The organism is Azospirillum sp. TSH20, assembly GCF_003115935.1.
In the GTDB taxonomy this organism is placed as follows: domain Bacteria; phylum Pseudomonadota; class Alphaproteobacteria; order Azospirillales; family Azospirillaceae; genus Azospirillum.
On the sequence record NZ_LGQU01000049.1, the window covers coordinates 13567 to 36302 of the forward strand.

A 22736-nucleotide genomic window follows, 5' to 3' on the forward strand; every position below is an offset into this window, starting at 1 on the left:
GCCCTCACCAGCGACCAACAGTTTTACCGAATGACGGTGCACCGGCCACCCGCGCTGCCCGCCGGGCAGCGGACGGGGAGACCGCAGCGACCGCCGCGAACCGGAGCCCATCATGCCCGACGCGAACACCGCCCTGCTGGCGGCCCGTCCTTCACGAACCCGCCTATCCACTGCCACCATTGACCGCCTGCCCCTGACCGTCCAGCGTCCCGCCTACGACCGCGCCGCGGTGACGCCGGGCATCGTCCATATCGGCCTCGGCGCCTTCTGCCGCGCCCATCTCGCCACCTACACCGACGATGTGCTGGCGACCGGTGACCGGAGCTGGGGCATCGTCGGTGTCGACCCGCTGTCCCCCGCGATCCGCGACGCGCTGAAGCCGCAGGATTGCCTCTACACCCTGCTGGTGCGCGAGGAGAACCGCGACCGGCTGCGCGTCGTCGGCTCCTTCCTCGACGCACTGGCGACCGCAGACCAGTTGGACGAGGTGTTGGCCTTGATGGCGAAGCCGGACATCCGGATCGTCACCCTGACGGTCACGGAAAAGGGCTATTGCCAGGATGCCGCCACCGGGTCGCTGGATGAGGCGCATCCGCTGATCCGCGCCGACCTCGCCGACCCCGCCAATCCGCGCAGCGTCCCCGGCCTGCTGGCGGAAGCGATCCGCCGCCGTCGCGCCGCCGGAGTGCCACCCTTCACCGTGCTGGTCTGCGACAACCTCGCCCAGAACGGTGTCAAGGTGCGTGGCATCGTCGTGCGTTATGCCGAGCTGCGCGATCCGGAGCTTGCCGCCTACATCGCGGGCCAAGTCAGCTTCCCCTGCACGATGGTCGACCGCATCACCCCCGCCACCCAGGACGCCGACCGCACCACGGTGGAGGTAGCGACCGGCTGCGACGATGCTTGGCCGGTGGTGAGCGAGCCCTTCAAGCAGTGGGTCATCGAGGACCGCTTTCCGCTGGGCCGCCCGGCCTGGGAGAAAGCCGGCGCCATCCTGGTCGAGGACGTCCATCCGTTCGAGCTGATGAAGCTGCGCTGCCTGAACGGCGCCCATTCGCTGCTGGCCTACCTGTCGGTGATCGCCGGGATCGAGACCATTGCCGACGCCATGGCCGATCCGCAGATGCCGGCCGTCATGCACCGTCTGTGGGCATCCGACCTCATCCCCACGCTGCCGCCGGTGCCGGGAACCGATATCCCCGGCTACACGGCGGCGTTGGAAGCGCGCTTCCGCAATCCCGGCATCCGCCACCGCACCATCCAGATCTCGTCGGACGGCTCGCAGAAGCTGCCGCCGCGCCTGCTGGAACCGGCGCGAGAGCTGTTCGCCGCCGGCAAGGCACCGGCCGTGATCCCGCTGGCCGTCGCCGCCTGGATGCGCTTCCTGCTGGAAAAGGACGAGGCCGGCAACGCCTACACGGTTGCCGACCCGAGGGCGGCGGCGCTGACCCGCATCGCCCGCGCCCATTCCGGTGATGCGGGCGAGCTGGCGGCGGATCTGTTCGCCATCGAGGATATCTTCGCACCCGAACTGGTGGCCGAAAACACCTTCCGCAGGGAGGTCGTTCGCCATCTCGACAGCCTGATGAATGTCGGCGTCCGCAAGACGCTGACCGCCGTCCTCGCCACCCCATGACTTGCGGCGGCCATCAACCCCGCCACCGCACCCGACTTTGAAAGGACCCCATCATGCAGGAAACCTGGCGCTGGTTCGGCCCGGACGATCCCGTCACTCTGGAGAAGGCCCGTCAGGCCGGTGCGACCGGCATTGTCACGGCGCTGCACCACATGAATCAGGGCAGCGTCTGGACTCCTGAGGAGATCCAGAAGCGCCGCGCAATGGTCGAGGCCGCCGGCCTGACCTGGGCGGTGGTGGAAAGCATCGGCGTCGGCGAAGAGATCAAGACCCGCACCGGCGACTACCGCACCAAGATCGACAATTACAAGCAGTCGATCCGCAATGTCGCCCGCGCCGGTATCCCGGTGATCTGCTACAACTTCATGGTCATCACCGACTGGAGCCGGACCAACCTGATGCACCGGCTGCCGAACGGCGGCTATGCACTGCGCTACGACAGCGTCGATTTCGCCGCCTACGACCTGTTCGTGCTGAAGCGCCGCAATGCGGAGGCCAGCTATGCTCCCGCCCACATCGCCGCCGCCAAGGCGCGGTTCGAGGCGATGACGGCGGAGCAGGTGGCGGAACTGGAGCGCAACCTGATCGACTGGCTGCCGGCCCGCGACTTCGCCTATGACCGCGACAGCTTCCGCGGCATGCTGGAGCTGTACCAGCAGATCGGCGTGGAGGATCTGCGCGCCAACCTGATCGAGTTCCTGCGCGAGATCACGCCCGTCGCCGAGGAAGAGGGGGTGCGGCTGTGCATCCACCCCGACGACCCGTCCTTCCCCATCTTCGGGTTGCCGCGTGTCATGTCCACCGCCGAGGATGTCCGGGCGCTGTTCGACGCCGTACCGCAGGAGGCCTGTGGCCTCACCCTGTGCACGGGCTCCTTCGGGTCCAACCCAAAGAATGATCTGGTGGCGATGGCGAAGGAGTTCGCCCCGCGCATCCATTTCGTCCATCTGCGCAACACCACGCACGAGCCCGACGGCTCCTTCTACGAGGCCGACCATCTCGGCGGCGACACCGACCTGATCGGCGTGGCCGCGGCAATCATCGACGAGGAGGCCCGCCGCAAGCGGACCGGCCGCGCCGACGCCCAGATCCCGATGCGCCCCGATCACGGCCATCTGCTGGGCGATGACATCGGCCAGACGATGAACCCCGGCTATTCCTTCGTCGGGCGTTTGAAGGGTCTGGCCGAACTGCGTGGCGTCATGCGCACCATCGAAGCCTTCCGCGAAAAGCGGGTGGCATGACCGGTGGCGGGGCTCCTCTCCAGTGCGGGGGGAGGGGCCCCGTCAGCGGGCACAGGCGGTCGTCTCTGCATTCACGCGCTTTCTCCCTCCCCGGCCTTCCGCCGGGCGGCCAGCGCCAGCATCAGCCCGCGGTCGCGTTCGCCCTCCAGCGTGGCGACGGAGCGGCCGGCGGCTTCCTGTGCGATGCCGTCGACCAGCAGACGGCAGACTTCGGGCGTCAGGCTCGGGGTGCCGAGAGTCGCCCAGCGTCGTTCCTGGCTCGGCCCGAGATGGTCGAGGTAGTGGGCGATGCCGCCGGGTCCGCCGCCCAGATGATAGGCCATGTGGGCACCGATCACCGACCAGCGCAGGCCGGGACCATGCACGAGCGCGGCATCGACGTCGGCGACATCGGCAATGCCCTCCGCAACGATGTTCACCGCTTCGCGCCACAGGGCGGAGGCCAGACGGTTGGCGATGTGGCCCACGGCATCCTTCTTCAGCGCCACCGTCACGCGGCCGACGCCGCGGTAGAAGGTCTCGGCGCGGCCCAGCGTCTCCGCATCGTCGGCGAACAGTTCGACCAGCGGCATCAAATGCGGCGGATTGAAGGGATGGGCGGTGATGAAACGGTCACGCCGCGCCACGCCTGCCGCCAGATCGGTCCAGGTCAGCGAGGAGGTGCTGCTGGCGATCACCGCGTCGGGCGCAGCCGCAGCCTCCACCTCGGCATAGAGTGCATGCTTGATGGCGGTTTTCTCGGGCGCGTTCTCCTGAATCCACGCCGCATTCCGCACAGCCTCGGCGACCGATGACGCGACGGACAGGCGGCCGGGCCGGGCGGTCGTGGGCCCGAGCGCCCGCAATTGCCCGAGCAGCGGCTCCACGCGTTCCGGCAGGGCGGCCAGAACGCCGCCGTCGGGATCCCAGGCAACCACATCCAGCCCATGTGCCAGAAACAGCGCCGACCAACTCTGCCCGATCAGTCCGCAGCCAAGCACCGCAACGGACGAGATCGGCAGCGGGGATGACGGCATTGGGAACTCTCCTGCGCAGTGTTGTCGGCCAAGATGCGGGATACGGAAACACAGGGCGGCCGGAGTGGGACTTCGCCCGCCTCTGCACCGCAATGATGCATCATATAGCAAAAACTCACAGGTAAAAGAACGCGTTGGAACCGGGCGACGCCCGTGCGGGGGTCCTGTCAGCCTTCGCGCCAGCTTGTTCAATCATCTCGGTCTCACCGCGTGACGGGGCATGGAGCGGCGCATGCGGGAAGCGGCATGAACGGCCGGCTTCCGCATTGTTTTTGCACGCGTCCTGGTCGTCACCGATCATCGGGCAGCAGCCGATCCACCGGAATACGCGATTCCCCGTATGGATGATCGCCAGTGCGACCGGGGGATCATTTCATCGAACGCAATAATGAAATGCCAAGTCCAGTCATTCCCGCCGTCCTGCGGATGCAGCAGTCTGGCAATGGGGAACGGCAACGATCCCGTCCACGGGATCCTGCATCGGGGCGTACCGCCCGGTTCGCCCGCCCCTTCTTCATCCAACCCGAAGGAACCTGCCATGTCCCGTCCGCCGCTTCCCCCCTTTACCGAAGCGTCCGCCATCGAGAAGGTCCGGCTCGCCGAGGATGGCTGGAACAGACGCGATCCGGCGAAGGTCACTCTCGCCTACACCGAGGACAGCCGGTGGCGGAACCGCGCCGAGTTCGTGACCGGACGCGCCGAAATCCAAGCCTTCCTGACCCGGAAGTGGAACAAGGAGCTTAGCTATCGGCTGATCAAGGAGCTTTGGGCCTTTGCCGGGAACCGAATCGCCGTGCGTTACGCCTACGAATATCACGACGACGGCGGCCAGTGGTTCCGTGCCTACGGCAACGAGAACTGGGAATTCGCCGAGGATGGGCTGATGCGCGCCCGGCACGCCAGCATCAACGAACACCCGATCGCCGAGACGGAGCGCAAGTTCCATTGGCCGCTCGGCCGCCGGCCCGACGATCATCCCGGTCTCAGCCATTTCGGCTTCTGACGCCGACCTTTGCCGATAGAAACGGCTGGGCCGTTTCAACGTCCGCCGGCACGCGGAGCAGGCTTACGACGCCGCCCGCCAGGGTGAGGACGGCCGCCACGGCAAGCCCGATCCGGGGCGCCTCCACCGGGCTGGAAATCAGGGAAAAGAGCAGCGTCATGGTCACCGCACCGGCGGTCTGCCCGACCAGCCTTGCGGTGCCCTGCATCCCTCCGGCCGCACCGCTGCGCTCCTTCGGCACCGTGAGCAGCATGTTGCGGTTGTTGGGAGTCTGGAAAAGGCCGAAACCGAAGCCGCTGATCACCATGAAGGCCAGCAGAGGCAGCGGATCGCGCTGGAGCGGCCAGAATGCCGACAGAGCGAGGCCGGCGGCGAGCAGCAGGCCGCCGGCGGCGCACAGCCAGCCGGTCGGCAGGCGATCGGAAAGCCGGCCCGCGACCGGCGCCGCGACGGCGGTCGCAAGCGGCCAGGGCACCATGAACAGACCGGCGGTGAAGGCGTCCTGCCCCAGCCCGTTCTGCAGGTAGAAGGGCAGCGCCACGGTGCTCGCCATCTGCCCCGTGAAGCAGAGGATGGAGGCGACCACCGACAGGCGGAAGGAGCGCACCCGCAGCAGGTCGAGGGGGATCAGCGGCGCCTCCTGCCCATGTTCCCGCCGGATCAGGCCGGCAAGGCAGAGCACCGCGACCAGCAGCAGCGCGCCGCCCGCCTCGACCCGGGACGCGACTGTCTCGGCTCCCATCACCAGTGCCACGAAGAAGCCGGCGTTGAGGACGACGCTGACGGGGTCGATCCGGCGCTTTACCCCCTCGACCGCGGGCAATGCGCGTGCGGTCAGCAGCACGATGGCGCCGATCGGAATGTTGACGGCGAACAGCAATGGCCAGGGGGCGACGGCGAGGATGGCCGCCCCGACGGTCGGCCCCGCCGCCGACGACAGGGCGATGACCAGGGCATTCCAGCCGATGGCGGCCCCCAGCAGCCGCGGCGGATAGACGAAGCGCAGCAATGCGACGGCGAGCGACATCACCGCGGCGCCGCCCAGGCCCTGCATCAGCCTTGCGGCGACCAGCCAGGGAAGCGTCGGCGCCAGGGCGCAGCCGGCCGAGGCGGCGGTGAACAAAAGCACGCCACCGGCGAACACCTTGCGGTACCCCAGGCTCTCGCCGAGGGCACCCGCCGGCAACAGCGCGACCACGAGCGCCAGTTGGTAGCCGGTGACAATCCAGACGGACTCGGCCGGCGCGACGCCCAGCGTGTCGGCGATGGTCGGCAGGGCGATGTTGACGACGGCGCCATCGAGCACGACGAGCACGATCGCCGTCAGGATGGACGCGACGGCGGCGACGCGACGGAAGCCCGACAGCCCCTCCGACAGTGGGGAAGCGGCCGGCCGCGCGACGGTAAATTGGGGCATCGGATATCTCCAGGAAGTCTTGGAGACCAGTATGGCGACGCCGCGACATGGCGGTAGACGCAACCCATGCAGAGTATTCCTGCATGGAACGCCATGTGTTAGCGTTTCCGCCCATGGCCGATCCCGATTTCAACCTCCTTGTCGCGCTCGACGCGCTGCTTGCGGAAGGCAGCGTGGTCAATGCCGCCCGGCGGCTCGGTCTCAGCGATTCCGCCATGAGCCGCACACTGGCGCGCCTGCGGGACGCCACCGGGGATCCGCTGCTCGTCAGGGCCGGACGCGGGCTGGTCCCGACACCGCGGGCCATCCAACTGCGGGCGCGGGTGCATGATCTTGCCGACGAGGTGCGCGCTGTGCTGCGCCCGGCGGCGGCGATCGACATTGCCGGGCTGGAACGCACCTTCACCCTGCGCGCCAGCGAAAGCTTCATCGAGGTCTTCGCCGCCCGGCTGGTCAGCCGGGTCACCGCCGAAGCGCCGGGCGTTCTGCTGCGGTTCGCCCCGAGGACGGATCGGGGTGTGCAGGCGCTTCGCGATGGCCGCATCGATCTGGAGATCGGCGCCCATGCGGAAACCGCGCCCGAGTTGAAGGTGCAGAAACTGATCGGCGACCGGCTGGTCGGCGCCGTGCGGGACGGCCATCCGCTGATGCTGCGGGAGCCGGTGACGGCCGACCGATATGCCGCCTGCGGCCATGTGGTCACCTCGCGTAGCGGCCGGCCGAGGGATCAGGTGGATGATGCCCTCGCCGTCCTCGGCCTCTCCCGCAAGGTGGTCGCCGTGGTGCCGAGCTTCCCGGCCGCCCTGGCGATCGTCCGCGCGTCGGACCTCGTCGCCCTGGTGTCGGAGCGGCAGGTCGCCTCCGGCATAGCCGGGATCGCCACCTTCCCGCTCCCGGTGCCCATGAGGGATGTCACGGTGACCCAGATGTGGCACCCGCGTCAGGACGCCGACCCGGCCCACCGCTGGTTGCGCGGACAGGTGCTCGCAGCCTGTCGGGGGACGGACGACGGAGTCACGTCAGAGACGAGTGGTTGATGAATCGCCCTGCCCTGCCCCTAACTCCGGATCGCAGGGCGGACGGTGATCTCGTTGACCCCGACGTCCCGCGGCTGTTCGATGGCGAAGAGGACGGCCCGCCCGATCGCTTCCGGTTCGATCGCGTTGCGGCGGTACTCCACCATCGCCCGGGCAGCCGTTTCGTCGGTGATGGTGTCGGCGAGTTCGGAGCGGGTCACGCCTGGATAGATGCAGGTCGTGCGGATCGTTTCGCTTTCCTGGCGCAAACCGTCGGTGATCGCCCGCACCGCGAATTTGGTCGCGCTGTAGACGGCGGAGGTCGGCACCACCTCGAAACTGCCGACCGAGCCGATGTTGACGACGTGCCCCCTCCCCTGCGCCTCCATGACCGGCAGGACCGCCGCGATGCCGTGGAGAACGCCGCGGATGTTGACGTCGATCATGCGGTCCCATTCCTCGACCTTCAGCGAGGCGAGCGGGGACAGCGGCATCACGCCGGCATTGTTGACGAGGACGTCGATCCGGCCGAAGCGTTCGCGCGCCTCGGCGACGAAGCCCTCCGTGCTGGCGCGGTCGGTGACGTCGAGGGCGCGGGCGGCGGCCCTGCCGCCCTTCGCCGTGATTTCCCGGACGAGCGTGTCGAGCCGGTCGGTGCGCCGCGCGCCCAGCATCAGGGTGGCGCCGGCTTCGGCAAGGACGCGCGCGGTGGCTTCGCCGATGCCGCTGGAAGCACCGCTGATGAGAACGACCTGATCGATGGTCATGGATGTCTCCTGTCATTCATTGATTGCGGCGGTCACTGCGCCGTGTAGCCACCGTCGACGAAGAGCTGTGCGCCGGTGATAAAGCTGGAGGCCGGCGAAGCCAGGAAGGCGATGGCCTCGGCCACCTCCTCCGGGCGGCCGATGCGCCCGACCGGGTGGGCGTCGCCGAAGCTCCGCAGCATCTCGCGGCCGTTCTCGACCACGCCCTCCATGATGTCGGTGTCGATGACGCCGGGCAGGACCACGTTGCAGCGGATGCCGCGGCGGCCGTATTCGACGGCAACGATGCGGGCGAGCTGCGCCGATGCCGCCTTGGACGAGGCGTAGGCGGCCTGCGTCGGGAAGGCCGTCGTCGCCGACAGCGAGGAGTTGATGACGACGGCACCGCCGCCGCCCTCCTCCATCAGCGGGACCGCAGCGCGGATGGTGACGAAGGCGCCGCGGGCGTTGATCTGAAAGATTCGATCGTATTCCTCAACCGAGGTCTCACTCAGCGGCTTGTTCAGGGTGCGCCCGGCATTGCAGACGACGATGTCGAGCCGGCCGAAGCGCTTGCGGGCAAGATTGACCGAGCGCCGCGCAAGCTCCTCGTCGGACACGTCGCCGACCAGCGTGGCGATGTCGGCGGAGTCGAGCGACCGGAGCTCGTCCGACAGGTCGGACGCGACGATCCGCGCGCCACGAGCCCGCAGCAGGTCGAGCACGGCGCGCCCGATGCCGCGGCGGGCGCCGGTTACCAGCGCCACCTTGCCGGTCAGATCGTATGCGTTTGGCAGGTTGGTCATTGCGGTCTCCATAAATCCGGCGGAGCGATTTGTGCGCCCGCCATCCATGCCCGGAAGGTGGCATTGGACCGCTGTCGAGATAACTTGCTAAGAATTGGACAGTGTGGTTAGAGCGGCTAACCAATGCAGATCGACCTGAACCTGTTGACCTTGTTCACCGCGGTGGCGGAGACCGGCAATTTCCGTGCGGCTGCCGACCGCCTTGGCGTGACGCGCTCGGCGGTCAGCCAGGGCGTGCAGCGGCTGGAGGCCGCTCTCGGGCAGGCGCTTTTCCTGCGTACCACCCGCAGCGTTCGGCTGACCGAGGCCGGCGAGCGGTTCCTGGCACAGGTCTCCGCCCCGCTGGCCGAGATCGCGGGCGCCATCGACGCGGCGTCCGGTTCGGCGGAGGAGCCCCGCGGTCTGCTGCGGATCGCCGTCACCTCGATCGCCGAGCGGTTCCTGTCCGGACCGCTGATCGCCTCCTTCAGCGAAGCGTATCCCGGCGTCACGCTCGACGTGACGGTGACGGATCTGGAGTTCGACATCGTCGCCGCCGGTTTCGACGCCGGCGTGCGGCTGGGCGAAGTGATCGAGCGCGACATGATCGCAGTGCCGCTGACCGGCGACCAGCGCCAGATCGCGGTGGCGACGCCAAGCTATCTGGTGCGCCATGGCACGCCGGAACACCCGCGCGATCTCGTCCGCCACCGCTGCATCGGCTGGCGGCCGCAGCCGGATACCGCACCCTACCGCTGGGAGTTCGAGAAAGACGGGCGCGCCTTCGACGTGTCGGTGGAACCGCAGATCACCACCAACGACATGCTGCTGATGCTGCGCACGGCGCTCGCCGGCGCCGGCATCACCTTCGGCATGGAAGAGACGTTCCAACCCTATCTCGAACGCGGGGAACTCGTCTCGATCCTCGACGACTGGCTGCCGCCCTTCGCCGGATTCTTCCTGTATTTCCCGAGCCGGCGCACGGTGACGCCCAAGCTCCGCGCCCTGATTGACCATGTCCGGCGCCACCGCGAAGGACCGAAGGCCGGACAGCCTTCCCTTCACCCCTCGACATAGGCCGCGAGTTCGTCGGCGGTCCCTTGCGGAAAGGCCGCTTTCAAATAATCGAGAAAGGCGGAAACGCGGGCGTTGAGCAGCCGCCGTGTCGGATAGAGCACCCACAGCGCCGTCTCGTGCCCGGTCACATCGCCCCAGTTCACCAGCCTGCCGGCGGCCAGATCGGGGCTGGCGAGCGACAGCGGCAGGCGGGCCGCTCCCACACCCAGGCGAACCGCATCGCGGATCATGACGAACGAGGAAAGGCTGAGGACGGGTTCGACCGCGATGCTCGATGGTCCGGACGATGTCGTCACTTCCCAGAGTTCGCGTTGGCCCAGCGATCCACGGGTGACCGCGGGGACGGCATCGTGGCCGGCGGGGGGCGGCTGGTCAGGGCTCGCCACCACGACCATCCGGTCACGAAGGAAGATGCGGCCGACAAGGCTCTCTTCGGGGTTCGGATTGACGCGGATGACCAGATCATAGGCTTCTTCGATCATGTCAACGGCGCGGTCTTCCGTGGTGACCTCAAGCCGGACCTCAGGGTATTTGCGCATAAATCCCGCCGCCAGCTTCCCCATCGCGGTCTGCGAGAACAGCAGCGGCGCGCTGATCCGCAACCGGCCGCGGGGGCTCTGGCCACCCGACGCAATGGCCTTCGCCGTCTCGTCAAGCTCGGTCAGCAATACGCCCGTCCGCTCGAACAGGGCACTTCCCTCCGCCGTGAGTTTCAGTGAACGGGTGCCCCGCTCGAACAGACGCAGGTCGAGGCTCGCCTCCAACTCGGCCACCCGCCGCGACAGAGTCGCCTTGGGACGCCCGGCTGCACGCGCGGCCTTACCGAACCCGCCATGGCGGGCGACCAGATTGAAATCGGCCAGGGCAAGCAGGTCCATCCGTTCCACCAGTGAGACGGTCCGTCCAAATCCGGTGTCTATCGGACCTGCTGTGGATCGCTATTGTCAAGGACATCTTCTGACACCGAAACCGGAGTGATCCCCATGACCATCCTCATTACCGGAGCCACCGGCCGCGTTGGCAGCCATGTCGTCGACCAGCTGGCGAAGCGCGGTGCCGACGTGCGCGTGCTGACCCGCGACCCGTCGAAGGCCGCCTTCCCCGCCGGGGTGGAGGTCGCCCAGGGCGACATGCTGGACATCGATGCGCTGCGTGCCGCCTTCCGCGGTGTCCGCACCCTGTTCCTGTTGAATGCCGTCACCGGCGATGAATTCACCCAGGCGCTCATCACCCTGAACATCGCCCGCGAGGCGGGTGTCGAGCGGGTCGTCTATCTGTCGGTGTTCGAAGCCGATCGCGCGGTGAATGTGCCGCATTTCGCGGTGAAGTTCGGCGCCGAGCGCATGCTCGACCAGATGGGCTTCAGCGCCACCATCCTGCGCCGGACCTACTTCATCGACAACGAGGTGATGATCAAGGACGTCGTCCTCAATCACGGTGTCTACCCAATGCCGATCGGTAGCAGGGGCGTCGCCATGGTCGATGCGCGGGACATCGCGGAAGTCGCGGCCATCGAGCTGATCCGTCGTGACCGGGCGCCGGGCAAACTGCCGGTCGAGACCATCAATCTGGTTGGCCCTGACACGCTGACCGGACCGCAGGTGGCCGCGATCTGGTCCGATCTGCTGGGCCGCACCGTGGTCTATGGCGGCGACGATCCCAGCGGGTTCGAGCAGACCATGGCGTCCTTCATGCCGAAATGGACCGCCTATGAGATGCGTTTGATGGCCGAGCGCTATGTCAGCGACGGGATGATCCCCGATGCCGGCGACGTCGAACGTCTGACCGGCCTGCTGCGACGCCCGCTGCACAGCTACCGCAGCTTCGCCGCTGCGATCGCCGCCGGCTGAGGTTCCATGCGACCACCGCCGATGTCGGCGCGGTTCACGATGCGAGATGGCAGGCCACCCGATGCGACACATCCGTCGCCGATCCCCGAGGGGCGAGCGGCGGTGTCGTCTCCCGGCAGATCGGGCCGGCCATTGGGCAGCGGGGGTGGAATCGCCAGCCGGCCGGGGGGGTTATCGCGCTCGGCGGATCGCCGATCGGGAGGGTGCGCGTGGTACGGGGACCGGCGCCGCCGACAGCAGCATCCTGGTGTAGGGGTGCTGCGGGTCGGTGAACAGCGTCTCGCACTCCACGATCTCGACGATGCGCCTCAGACACATCACCGCAACCCGATGGCTGATGTGGCGGACCACGGCGAGGTCGTGCGCAACGAACAGGTTCGTGATGCCGAACTCCGCCTGCAGATCCATCAGCAGGTTGACCACCTGGGCCTGCACCGAGACATCCAGAGCCGACACCGGCTCGTCCCAGACGATCAGCTTGGGGTTCAGCGCCAGCGCCCGCGCGATCCCCAACCGCTGGCGCTGACCGCCGGAGAACTCGCCGGGGAGCTTGGCCATCGCCTCCGGCCGCAGGCCGACCTTGGCGAACAGCCAGGCCAGTCGGTCGCGGAGCGCGCCCGCTCCGCGCCATGCCGGATCGTCGAAGTTGCGCATTGGCTCCGCCACGATCGCGGAGTCCGACAGGCGCGGGTTCAAGGAGGCGTAGGGATCCTGGAAAATGATCTGCATGTCACGGCAATGCGCACGCATCCGTGACGGCGCAAGAGTCAGCAATTCCACCTCCTTCAAACGGACGGATCCGGCGGTGGGTTCGATCAGCCGCAGCACCGACTTGCCGGTCGTGGTCTTGCCGCAGCCGGATTCTCCGACCAAGGACAGCGCTTCACCGCGGTTCAGGGTAAAGGACACCCCATCCACAGCCTTCACCCCGCCTGCCCTGCCCGGCTTTGCCGCCGACATGGAATTGATTGGTCAGGTCCGACACATTGAGAAGGGGCGATGCGGACTGCTTCGCTGCAAAGTCCGGATTCGGGTGCGGGATCATGTGCGGGCTCCGGCGTGGCGATGCAGGGCGACGGGCTGGTACGGGCCGACGCGGCCTCGAAGCAGGCGACGCCGTGATCGGGAGCGGCGGCGGTGAAGCCGGGCACCACTCGGTGGCAGGCGGGCAACGGGGAGCGAAGGCGCAGCCGGTGCCCAGCTCCTGCGGGGCCGGAACCATGCCAGGGATTTCGGCCAGCCGCCCTCCCCTTCTCTGGAGCGAAGGCCCCTGAAGAGACGGCATGGAAGCCATCAGTACGCGGGTGTAGGGATGCAGCGGCCGTTCGAACAGGTCGGCGACTGGCGCTTCCTCCACCTTGCGGCCCGCATACATCACCACCACGCGATCGCAGAATTCGGCCACCACGCCCAAATCATGCGTGATCATGACGATGCCCATGCCCAGCTTCGCCTGGAGGTCGCACAGCAATTCCAGGATTTGCGCCTGGATGGTCACGTCGAGCGCGGTCGTCGGCTCGTCGGCGATCAGCAGGTCGGGATGGCAGGCCAGAGCCAGGGCGATCATCACCCGCTGTCGCATGCCGCCTGACATCTGGTACGGATACTCGCCGGCCCGTCGTTCCCGATCGGCGATCTGGCACCCGACGGTCAGCACCAGGGTCAGCGAGGTCATCGGCTCGTGAAAGATCATCGAGATGCGGTTGCCGCGAATCCGGCTCATCTCGCGTTCGCAGAGGTCGAGCAGGTTGGTGCCCCGAAAGCGGATCTCGCCCCCGGCATAGCGTGCCGGTGGCGTGGGCAGCAGGCGCAGCACCGACATGACGGTGACGCTCTTGCCGCAACCGGACTCGCCGACGACGCCGAGCGTCTCGCCGGCCTCCACGCGGTAGGACACGCCGTCCACCGAGTGCACGGTGCCGTCAGGGGTAACGAAATAGGTGCGCAGGTCGCGGATGTCCAACAGGGACGGGGGACCGAATGCGTCGGTCCGGGTGAAGGGAAGGGGCGTGATCACTCCGCCGGCTAAAGCGCGGCGGCTTCTCGGACCAGTTCCCCGGCACCCCGCCCGCTTGGCGTCCGAAGACCCGGAACTCGATGACGGACGCGGCCGCCACGTCGCGGTCTTCGACCAGACCGCAGTCCGGGCACCGGTGCACGCGATCGGCCAGGGTCTTTTTAACCTTGGCGCCGCAGCACGGGCACTCTTGCGATGTGCCGCGCGGATCGACGGCGACCACCAGCTTACCGGCTCTCTCGGCCTTGTCAGCGATCAGCGCCCTCAACAGGCCCCACACAGCGTCCAACACATCCTTGGCCAGCATCGAGCGGGCCAGGCCTTGACTGGTGAGGTCTTCGACCGCGATGCGGTCGAAGATGGCGACGATGTCCGCCGCCAGCTTGTGCAGGTCATCGGCGCGGCGGTTGGCAGCCTTGCGGCTGTAAGCCGCCAGACGCGCCGTCGCCTTTTTCCGGCGTTTGCTCCGAGGAAAGGGCCCCCCTTCGACATCGAGGGGTAGAGAATGGTCGAGGTCACGATACCGTTGAGTTCCTCCGAGACGACGGATCGGAGGGACGTGATGCTGGCCCCAGACGATGTGACGGCGATGATCCGGTTGCAGGCCCTGGGTTGGGGCACGAAGCGGATCACCCGGGAGTTGGGGTGCGATCGCAAGACGGTGAAGCGTTACTTGCGTGGTGGTGGTTGGCACCCCTACCGGTCGCCGCGACGGGCTGGTCGACTGGATGACTTGACGAATTGGCTCGGCGAGCGCTTCAGGCGACATCGAGGCAATGCCGACGTCGTCCGCCAAGAGTTGGCGGACGAGCATGGGGTCCAAGTGTCGCTGCGCACTGTGGAGCGCGCCGTCCAGGGATTGCGCCAGGATCTGGAGGCGGAGAGCCGAGCCACGGTGCGTTTCGAGACGGCGCCGGGGCAGCAGTTGCAGATCGACTTCGGCACCACCGCCGTGGAGGTCGGCGGTGAGCGGATGCGGGTTCACCTGTTCGTCGCGACACTGGGCTACTCGCGCCGCAACTTCGTCACGGTGTTCCGTCACGAGCGGCAGTCTGCCTGGATCACCGGCCTGGAGACCGCCTTCCGGCACTTCGGGGGCGTGCCGCACGAGGTGCTGATCGACAATCCCAAGACCCTGGTCACCCATCACGATCGGGAAACGCGGGAAGTGACCTTCAACGACCGCTTCCATGCCTTCGCCCGCTATTAGGGCTTTCGCCTGCGCGCCGTATCGGGCGCGCACCAAAGGCAAGGACGAGAACGGTGTCGGCTACGTCAAGAAGAACGCTGTCGCCGGGCGGCGCTTCGCCAGTTGGGAGGCGTTCGAAGGACACTTGGTGCACTGGATGCGCACCATCGCTGATGTCTGCGTTTCCGAGCGTCTGAGCACGGCTGCGGGCTCGAAAGAGGCCCTGCTCGAAAAGTTTAAGGCGCAATCGACTGCGAGCGATCCGGCCTTCGCGGCACGCGAAGAGACTCGGCGAGCCGTGCGCATCGGCCGTGAGGCTCGCGAGGCCGAGCGCAACGCGGCGCGCGACGCCCGCAAGGCTGCCGAGCAGGAGGCCCTGCAAGCGGAACAAGCTGAGCGGGCCGCCCGTGAGGCGCTGGAGGCCCAGGAAACCGCCGAGCAGGCCGCGCGCCAAGTGGCCATGGCAGCGGAGGCGAAGGCGAAGGCCGCCCGCGATGCCCGCTAGGCCAGGAATCGCTGACGGTCCGCAGCGTCGAGAAGGTCGAGTCCAGGCGGCACCGCCAAAGCCATCCGTCCCAGACGCCGAACGGCTCCGGGCCGGATGGCGGGAGATGAAAAACAGATGATGAGGATACTACGATCATTCGGTTCAAAGCTGTCATTGCCTATGCGGAAAAGCCTGCACATGGCTGACAAGCGTCAGGATTCGCTCCTGATCACCGAATAATCTTGATATTATAGCGTCATGTCTTATTCTGCGGTTATTGATCGCTGGAGGCTTAACCGTCTCTTGAGAGAGACGCGGTAGGTTTCTTGGCGCGGCCCCCTGCCGCGCTCCTCAGCAAGTCGCAACTCCCTCTTTCGACCTCCTCCTGGCGAGATCGCCGGCGCTTGACCGTTCCCCAACCGGGGGTGTGGTCCGCTTTGCGCCGTCATGCGTGTGGAAGGTCCCACTCCTTGTCCGAAGATTTCGTTTCCGAACAGACGTTTGCTGATCTCGGCATTCATTCCAAGATCGCCCAGGCTCTAGGTGAGCATGGCTATACCACGCCGACGCCCATTCAGGCGGCGGCCATCCCGCCGGCGTTGGCCGGCCGCGACATCCTCGCCACCGCCGAAACCGGCACCGGCAAGACCGCGGCCTTCATGCTGCCGGCCCTGACCCGCGTTGCCGAACTGCCCCCTCCCGCGGTTGCCGCGCCACGCATCCTCGTGCTTGCCCCGACGCGTGAACTGGCCAGCCAGGTCACCCAGGCGGCGCGCAAATATGCCAAGCCGCTGCGCATGAACATCATCGACGTGGTCGGCGGCATGCCGTACGGTGAGCAGCTTCGCACGCTGTCGCGCCCGGTGCATGTCGTGGTGGCGACCCCCGGCCGCCTGATCGACCACATCGAACGGCAGCGCATCGACCTCAGCGCCGTCGAGGTGCTGATCCTCGACGAGGCGGACCGCATGCTGGACATGGGCTTCCTCGATGACGTCGAGAGGATCGCTGACGCCTGCAAGGCCAGCCGCCAGACGCTGCTGTTCACGGCGACGCTGGACCGCCGCATGAGCCAGCTCGCCGGCAAGCTGCTGCGCAACCCGGAACGCGTCGCTGTCCAGAGCCAGGCGACCGCGATCAACGTGGAACAGCGCCTGCACCACACCGACGACATGGAGCACAAGCGCCGGCTGCTGATGCACTTCGCCGGCCAGGGCGAGGTCGGCAAGGCGATCATCTTCGCCGCCACCAAGCGCGACGCCGACGCACTGGCGGAGGAGCTGAGCGCCGCCGGCCATGCCGCCGCCGCCCTGCACGGCGACATGGATCAGTCCAAGCGCAACCGCACCCTTCAGCGTCTGCGCACCGGCCAAGTCCGTCTGCTGGTGGCGACCGACGTTGCCGCCCGCGGTATCGACGTGCGCGACATCACACACGTCATCAATTTCGACCTGCCGCGCTCGGCCGAGGATTATGTCCACCGCATCGGCCGCACCGGCCGGGCCGGTGCTTCGGGTATCGCTGTGTCCTTCGCGTCGCGCGCCGATCGCGAGACCCTGTCCCGCATCGAACGCTTCACCGGTGCGACGCTGGCGATCCATACGATCTCCGGCATGGAACCGCAACGTTCCTTCTCTGGCGGCACGGGACGGCCGGCGGGCCGCCCGGCCAATCGCGGCGGAGCAAGGCCGTGGCAGCGCGACGGCGGCACGGGCAGGCCGCAGCCGCGCGCTGAACGCTGGTAACGCGTTCGAACGAGACGACCAGATCAAGCGCGGTCTTTCAGGACCGCGCTTTCTTTGTCTTCATGCCCTGATGCCGGCACCAAGCAGCCGTCTTGCCGTCACCACCTGAAAGTGCGCAGACTGTCCGGGATGTAGGAGCATGGTGTGAACTTAGGCCCAGCTGCGGGTATTGTGCGGTCGCGATGCCCAACAGGCGCGGGAGCTTGCAGATGCCCTGAGCAAGCGACCATGGCACGACGTGTCGTATTTCGCTGGAACGTTCGAGTCCTTGAAAGCTGCCGTCAGGTAAAACATGAATTCAGAGGCTTAGCCTGAATGCTGAGGCGTTTACGCTGTCCTGATGAGCCGGAAGACGAACAGCCGGACTTGGTCCTGTTTCTTCGCCGTTTAGGATGGCTCCGATTCTATCCTCGCAGGGGCGGGCCATTCGACAACAGGTTGCGGCAGATTTCGCACCAGCTTGATCCTCACGCCGGGGCTGCCGTAAAGGATCTCCTCCGCTTTCGGAGGAGATGAATGCGCTGCCCGCACTGCCAATCGCTGGTGACGACGGAGCGTTCGGATCGAACGGCGCACGGCTATCGGCGTTTCCGTTGCCGCGCATGCCGGCGCCAATTCAACGAGCGGACCGGCTCGGTGTTGAACCGGCTGCAGGTGCCCACCGACGTCGCCTTTCTCATCGTGCTGTGGCGGTTGCGGTTCAAGCTCAGCCTGCGCGATCTGGCGGAAATCCTGCTGTTGCGCGGGCTGGTCTTCTCCCACGAGGCGGTGCGGGATTGGGAGGCCAAGCTGGCGCCCTTGCTCACCGATGCCCTGCGCCCGCGCCGGAAAGGCAAGATCGGCCGGAGCTGGTACGTGGACGAAACGTACCTCAAGGTCGCCGGCGCGTGGCAATACCTGTATCGGGCCATCGACAGCGACGGCATCCTGGTCGACGTCTACCTGAGCAAGACCCGCGACCAAGCCGCCGCCGAAGCCTTCTTCCGCTCGGCGGTGGAGGTCACGGGCATCATCCCGGAGACCATCACGACGGACAAGCATGCCAGCTACCCGCCCGCTCTCGAGGACATCTTCGGCGAGGACGTCGAGCACCGCACTTCCAAGTACAAAAATAACCATTTGGAACAAGATCACCGCGGGGTCAAAGGCCGCACGCGCCCAATGCGCGGCTTCAAATCCTCCACCAGTGCGTCCCGGTTCTGCCGGGCGCACGACGAGGTGCGCGACTTCCTGCGGCCGGCGACCAGGCGCAAGCAGCACGTCTCCGCGGCGCGCCGACGGGCGATCCATGTCCAGAGAGTCGCTGCCCTGCGCGACATGATCGCCATCGCGTAGAACTCGGCGTTCATGTGGACGGGCTCTCTCTAGGTTTGCGCGCCGGTGCTGGCGCGAGACCTGACATAACCCTCCAACCCGCCGTCCCGCACCATGCGCACCGCGGCATCGAGCCCGATCTCCGCCACTTGGTCCCGCCAGGGCGATATGGCACGGATTCCTCGACGTGCGCAGGCGTCGGCGATTTGCAGAAGAGTGCCCTGCTTGCGAACAGTGGCGGTGTTGATCGACAGCCACCGATGATCGGAGGCAAAATCCCGCATCATGCCGCCTCGATCCCGCGCACCGCCAAGACCTCGGCCATGCGACGCACCGCCCTTTCCGGATCGCGCAGCAGTCCGGCCTTGTCGGCGAGCTTGAAGATCTCCGTCAGATGCAAGGTGGACCGGGCACTCTCCTGCCCGCCGACCATCGTAAAGTGATCCTGGTGGCCGTTCAGATAGGCCATGAACACGACACCAGTCTTGTAAAAGCGGGTCGGGGCGCGAAAGAGGTGGCGCGACAGCGGCACGGTGGGCTTCAGGATGGCGTGGAATGATGCGGAGTCGCCCTGCGCCAAGGCCGCCAACGCGGCGGACGCGGCCGGGGCGATGGCGTCGAAAATTCCGAGCAGCGCGTGCGAGTAGCCCGTCTCGTCCCCACCGATCAGTTCCGCGTAGTTGAAATCGTCGCCCGTGTACATACGCACGGCCGGGTCCAACCGTCCGCGCATGGCGATCTCCTTGTCCTTGTCGAGCAAAGAGATCTTCACACCGTCCACCTTGACGGCGTGGTCGTTGATGGTGGAGACCGCCATGTCCATGGCCGCGTCAAGATCATGCGTGCCCCAGTACCCGCTCAGCGCCGGATCGAACATATCACCCAGCCAGTGGATGATCACCGGCTCGCGCACCTGGGACAGGATGCGGGAATAGACTTGGACGTAGTCCTCCGGTGAGCGTGCCACGCGGGCCAGAGCGCGCGACGCCATCAGGATGATGCGACCGCCAAGCGCCTCCACGGCCGACACCTGCTCCTCGTAGGCTCGGATGACATCATCGACCGAGCGGACGTCCTCCAGAGTGAGGTGGTCGGTGCCAGCTCCGCTGAACACCAGGCCGCCACGCGGCTTAGCAGCGTCCAGTGAGCGGCGGATGAGTTCCAATGAGGCCGACCAGTCCATGCCCATGCCGCGCTGCGCGGTGTCCATCGCCTCAGCAACGCCAAAGCCGAGATCCCAGAGATGGTCGCGGAAGGCAATGGTGCGGTCCCAATCGATGGCCGGGGTCAGCCAGGGGTCGTTGTCGGCCAGTGGATCGGCGACCACATGCGCGGCGGCGAAGGCGATCCGGTTCAGTGGCCCCGTGATCTTGCCTGGAAATCCGCGGGCGGGCGCGACCTCGTAGGCCACCAGTGTGCGGTCGGGGCGCGGCAGCTGGATCGTCAGGGACATGGATGTCTCCAGAAATCGTGTGGGCTTAATGACACTGAGTGCGGAGCACAAGGCGTCGACGCGGATGCACCCGCCGACTTTCGTGCGCCCGACGCGGCTCGGTGCCGGATGATGACGCTGGGAGAGGACGGCCGTTAAGGCAGGGGAATGCCGAAAAAGCCCGCAATGGCTTCAGCTTGGCTGTCCAACATGGCTTTGCCGGGGTGAACGATGCAGCCACGCGCGGCCGCGGCGTGCAGAAGTGGCGTGACCGCCGGCTTCATGATGATGTCGGCCACGAGGATTTCCGGTGTGAGTCGCGCGGGATCCAGGGGCAGCGGATCGTCGGGCCGCATGCCCAGCGGCGTGGCGTTGATCACCATATCATGGCCATCCGGCACCGCAGGCCCACGGTCAACGCGAACCTGCGGACAAGCCGAGGCGATGGCCGATGCCAATTCATCCGCCTTGGCCGCATCGACATCGACGATGGTGAGGCGCTCCACCCCCGCCCCTGCCAGAGCGAAGCCGACCGCGCTGCCGGCCCCCCCCGCGCCGACCAGCAACGCGCGCCGCCCTTCTGGGTCGTGCCCGGCATGACGCAGCCCGATCAGGAAACCCTGCCCGTCGAACATATCGCCGACCAGCCGCCCATCAGGCTCGCGCCGCACCGCGTTGACCCCGCCGACCAGCCGGCCGGTCGGTCCAATGTCGTCGATCAGGTGGGTGACGGCCATCTTGTGGGGCACGGTGACGATGATACCCTCCAGGTTATCCATTGCACGGAACCCCTGGAAGGCCGCAGCGAGACCGTCCGGACGCACATGGATCGGCACCAGCACGGCATCCCGGCCGGCGCCGGTCAGCAGCGGGTTGAAGACCTGCGGCGAGCGCACCTGCTCAATCGGATCGCCAATGATGACGAAAAGGCGGGTTGCGCCTGTGATGGCGGCTTGATGGCCCATGATGCTTTCCCCTTCCCCAATCCCCGGCGTTGGTTAGGGCGCGAGACGCGGATGGACCGGCCGGCTTTTCCCGGCAAAGCCTTCCGCAAGCCCCATGGGCTCCGGCCGGAACAGACGGCTGTCCATGATGCGCAGGGAGTCCGAAATGGCCGGCCGGAAATCCATCTGGCCCAGAACGTCCCTCTCCAGCTCGATGCCTGGCGCGATCTCGATCAACTCCAGCCCGCGTTCCGTAGTCTGAAACACCGCACGCTCCGTCACGAACAGGGTCACCTGCCCGCGCGACCGCGCATAGGGGCCGCTGTAGGAGATCTGCTCGAGGGCCTTAACGAATTTGTGATGCCGCCCCTCCTCGCGGATGGCCAGCGTTCCGTTTCCGGCCTCGATTTTGAGGCCGCCGGCGGTGAAGGTGCCGCCGAACACCATCTTCTTGGCGTTCTGGCTGATGTTGACGAAGCCGCCGATTCCGACCACCCTGTTGGCGAAGCGGCTGATGTTCACACTGCCCTGAGCGTCCACCTCGACCGCCGACAGAAACGCAATGTCCAGCCCACCGCCGTCATAGAAGTCGAACTGATAGGGCTGATCGATCATGGCGGCGTAGTTGCGCGAAGCGCCGGCGTCGAGACCGCTGGCTGGAGCGCCGCCAATCAGGCCCTGTTCGTTGGTCAGGACGATGTGGTCGAGGACCCCCTCCTCGGCGCCGACCAGGCCAATGCCCGTGCAGATCCCGGACCCGACGTTGCAGACGGCGCCCGCCTCCAGTTCCATGGCGCAACGCCGGGCGACAATCTTGCGCTCGTCCAGCGGCAGCTTGGGAAAGGCGTCAAGCGGGATGCGCAGCTCGCCGGCGAAGGCAGGGTCGTGGGCGGTCTGGTAAGTCTGAGCCTGATCCGGCGCGACCACCACGGCGTCGACCAGCATGCCCGGAACCTTCACGGTCTTGCCCGGCAGCGTACCACGGCGGGCGAGGCGCTTCACCTGGACGATGACCAGACCACCGCAGCGTTTCGTCGCCTGGGCCATCGACAGCGCGTCGCCGAAGATCGCCTCATGCTCCATGGAGATATTGCCATCTTCGTCCGCTGTGGTTCCACGCAGGAAAGCCACGTCGATCCCGAAGGGCTTGTAGAACAGCCACTCCCGCCCCTTCAACTCGACCAGCTCCACGAGATCCTCCGTCGAGCGGGTGCTCTGCCGGCCACCCGAGATGCGGGGGTCAACGAAGGTGTGAAGTCCAACATGGGTGAGCAGGCCCGGCCGGCCGGCCGCGATCTCGCGCAGAAGCTGGGATAGGGCGCCTTGCGGCAGGGTGTAGGCTTCGATTTCATTGCGGCTTGCCATCGCGGCGACCGGCGGCGCGTCCACGATGGTGCCGCAGACAATCCGCTTAAGAAGACCCGCATGCGCGAGGCGGGAGGCTCCCCGTTCGCCGCGGTTCCCGATGCCGACCGGATGGATGGAGGTGATCGACTTCGGCAGTCCGGAGGACAGGAAGCGGCGCTCCACGGCTTCGATCAAGGACTCCGGCACCCCATGACCAGCGCCCGAGCCGGCAATGAGAACGGTGTCGCCATCGCGCACGAGCGCCGCCGCAGCGTCAGCTGTAATGACCCGCATGGCCCTTCCTTTTGATGATTTTCGGTGCACCAGCGGTGCAAACTTACTTACTGATAAGTCAAATACCGGGGCGGCGCAACAACTTCGTCAGCGTATCGGACAATTTCGCAGCATGATTTTCGTCAGTCGTCGTCCATGCGCTGGAGCGACATTGCGCGCAACCGCCGACGGTGCGGC

At 66.8% G+C, this 22736-nt stretch carries 21 protein-coding genes and 1 pseudogene; 10 read left to right on the forward strand and 12 right to left on the reverse strand.

All coding sequences use genetic code 11. The annotated features are described in order from the left end of the window. The first annotated feature begins 112 nt into the window (after positions 1–112). A complete protein-coding gene (locus tag TSH20_RS14195) occupies positions 113–1636 on the forward strand; it encodes a mannitol dehydrogenase family protein (RefSeq protein WP_109075348.1) in 1524 nt (507 codons plus the stop codon). Positions 1637–1689: 53 nt separating this feature from the next. Beyond that, positions 1690–2880 (forward strand): mannonate dehydratase, encoded by a 1191-nt coding sequence (gene uxuA / locus TSH20_RS14200; protein ID WP_109075349.1) that lies wholly within the window; start codon positions 1690–1692, stop codon positions 2878–2880. Positions 2881–2951: 71 nt separating this feature from the next. On the opposite strand, the gene TSH20_RS14205 is transcribed toward uxuA, so the two are convergent. Beyond that, positions 2952–3896, reverse strand: coding sequence for a 3-hydroxyacyl-CoA dehydrogenase NAD-binding domain-containing protein (locus tag TSH20_RS14205; protein ID WP_109075350.1), 945 nt, complete (start codon positions 3894–3896; stop codon positions 2952–2954). 538 nt (positions 3897–4434) lie between these two features. Here TSH20_RS14205 and TSH20_RS14210 point away from each other — a divergent pair. Continuing rightward, the gene (locus tag TSH20_RS14210) at positions 4435–4899 is read left to right on the forward strand and encodes a nuclear transport factor 2 family protein (RefSeq protein WP_109075351.1); all 465 of its coding nucleotides are present in this window, start codon (positions 4435–4437) and stop codon (positions 4897–4899) included. Here TSH20_RS14210 and TSH20_RS14215 read toward each other — a convergent pair. Further along, on the reverse strand, positions 4880–6316 hold the full coding sequence (locus TSH20_RS14215; RefSeq protein WP_109075352.1) for an MFS transporter: 1437 nt from the start codon (positions 6314–6316) through the stop codon (positions 4880–4882). The genes TSH20_RS14210 and TSH20_RS14215 overlap by 20 nt on opposite strands. A 113-nt stretch (positions 6317–6429) precedes the next feature. On the opposite strand from TSH20_RS14215, the gene TSH20_RS14220 reads away from it, so the two are divergent. Then, positions 6430–7353 carry a LysR family transcriptional regulator gene (locus TSH20_RS14220; RefSeq protein WP_109075353.1) on the forward strand — a complete coding sequence of 308 codons (924 nt, stop codon included), beginning with the start codon at positions 6430–6432 and terminating at the stop codon, positions 7351–7353. A gap of 20 nt (positions 7354–7373) precedes the next feature. On the opposite strand, the gene TSH20_RS14225 is transcribed toward TSH20_RS14220, so the two are convergent. Both TSH20_RS14225 and TSH20_RS14230 read right to left on the reverse strand, forming a co-directional pair. Then, positions 7374–8099, reverse strand: a complete 726-nt coding sequence (locus TSH20_RS14225; RefSeq protein ID WP_109075354.1) for an SDR family oxidoreductase — start codon at positions 8097–8099, stop codon at positions 7374–7376. Positions 8100–8131: 32 nt separating this feature from the next. Continuing rightward, a complete protein-coding gene (locus TSH20_RS14230; RefSeq protein WP_109075355.1) occupies positions 8132–8884 on the reverse strand; it encodes an SDR family oxidoreductase in 753 nt (250 codons plus the stop codon). A gap of 123 nt (positions 8885–9007) precedes the next feature. Between TSH20_RS14230 and TSH20_RS14235 the strand changes: the two genes are divergently transcribed. Continuing rightward, positions 9008–9940 carry a LysR family transcriptional regulator gene (locus TSH20_RS14235; RefSeq protein ID WP_109075356.1) on the forward strand — a complete coding sequence of 311 codons (933 nt, stop codon included), beginning with the start codon at positions 9008–9010 and terminating at the stop codon, positions 9938–9940. Here the strand turns inward: TSH20_RS14235 and TSH20_RS14240 are convergent. Beyond that, positions 9925–10818, reverse strand: a complete 894-nt coding sequence (locus TSH20_RS14240) for a LysR family transcriptional regulator (protein WP_109075357.1) — start codon at positions 10816–10818, stop codon at positions 9925–9927. The genes TSH20_RS14235 and TSH20_RS14240 overlap by 16 nt on opposite strands. 105 nt (positions 10819–10923) lie before the next feature. On the opposite strand from TSH20_RS14240, the gene TSH20_RS14245 reads away from it, so the two are divergent. Then, positions 10924–11790: an NmrA family NAD(P)-binding protein gene (locus TSH20_RS14245; protein ID WP_109075358.1), complete on the forward strand. Its 867-nt coding sequence runs from the start codon at positions 10924–10926 to the stop codon at positions 11788–11790. A gap of 171 nt (positions 11791–11961) precedes the next feature. Here TSH20_RS14245 and TSH20_RS14250 read toward each other — a convergent pair whose 3' ends face one another. Genes TSH20_RS14250 through TSH20_RS35690 form a run of 3 tightly spaced genes read right to left on the reverse strand, consistent with a single transcriptional unit; the run spans position 11962 to position 14411 of the window. Beyond that, positions 11962–12663 carry an ATP-binding cassette domain-containing protein gene (locus TSH20_RS14250; RefSeq protein ID WP_247871566.1) on the reverse strand — a complete coding sequence of 234 codons (702 nt, stop codon included), beginning with the start codon at positions 12661–12663 and terminating at the stop codon, positions 11962–11964. A gap of 10 nt (positions 12664–12673) precedes the next feature. After that, positions 12674–13753 (reverse strand): ABC transporter ATP-binding protein, encoded by a 1080-nt coding sequence (locus TSH20_RS14255; RefSeq protein WP_348770430.1) that lies wholly within the window; start codon positions 13751–13753, stop codon positions 12674–12676. Further along, on the reverse strand, positions 13713–14411 hold the full coding sequence (locus TSH20_RS35690; RefSeq protein ID WP_247874474.1) for an RNA-guided endonuclease TnpB family protein: 699 nt from the start codon (positions 14409–14411) through the stop codon (positions 13713–13715). The genes TSH20_RS14255 and TSH20_RS35690 overlap by 41 nt, the downstream gene beginning before the upstream one ends. Here TSH20_RS35690 and istA point away from each other — a divergent pair. The 4 genes and pseudogenes from istA to TSH20_RS14280 form a co-directional block, all read left to right on the forward strand. Beyond that, a pseudogene (gene istA, locus TSH20_RS14265) lies at positions 14313–15171 on the forward strand (IS21 family transposase); the annotation flags it as partial. The gene TSH20_RS35690 and the pseudogene istA sit on opposite strands and share 99 nt — an antisense overlap. Then, positions 15154–15501, forward strand: a complete 348-nt coding sequence (locus tag TSH20_RS14270) for a DUF6481 family protein (RefSeq protein ID WP_199232088.1) — start codon at positions 15154–15156, stop codon at positions 15499–15501. The pseudogene istA and the gene TSH20_RS14270, both read left to right, overlap by 18 nt. Before the next feature lie 452 nt (positions 15502–15953). After that, positions 15954–17228: a DEAD/DEAH box helicase gene (locus TSH20_RS14275; protein ID WP_247871565.1), complete on the forward strand. Its 1275-nt coding sequence runs from the start codon at positions 15954–15956 to the stop codon at positions 17226–17228. 516 nt (positions 17229–17744) lie between these two features. Further along, positions 17745–18563: an IS6 family transposase gene (locus tag TSH20_RS14280; protein ID WP_109075360.1), complete on the forward strand. Its 819-nt coding sequence runs from the start codon at positions 17745–17747 to the stop codon at positions 18561–18563. Positions 18564–18592: 29 nt separating this feature from the next. Here the strand turns inward: TSH20_RS14280 and TSH20_RS14285 are convergent, their stop codons facing one another. The 4 genes from TSH20_RS14285 to TSH20_RS14300 form a co-directional block, all read right to left on the reverse strand. Further along, a complete protein-coding gene (locus TSH20_RS14285; RefSeq protein ID WP_247871564.1) occupies positions 18593–18829 on the reverse strand; it encodes a hypothetical protein in 237 nt (78 codons plus the stop codon). Continuing rightward, a complete protein-coding gene (locus TSH20_RS14290; protein WP_109075361.1) occupies positions 18826–19995 on the reverse strand; it encodes a dihydrodipicolinate synthase family protein in 1170 nt (389 codons plus the stop codon). The genes TSH20_RS14285 and TSH20_RS14290 overlap by 4 nt, the downstream gene beginning before the upstream one ends. 134 nt (positions 19996–20129) lie before the next feature. Beyond that, positions 20130–20939 (reverse strand): shikimate dehydrogenase, encoded by an 810-nt coding sequence (locus TSH20_RS14295; RefSeq protein WP_109075362.1) that lies wholly within the window; start codon positions 20937–20939, stop codon positions 20130–20132. 33 nt (positions 20940–20972) lie between these two features. Next, positions 20973–22559 carry a CoA-transferase gene (locus tag TSH20_RS14300; protein ID WP_109075363.1) on the reverse strand — a complete coding sequence of 529 codons (1587 nt, stop codon included), beginning with the start codon at positions 22557–22559 and terminating at the stop codon, positions 20973–20975. Positions 22560–22736 lie beyond the last annotated feature (177 nt).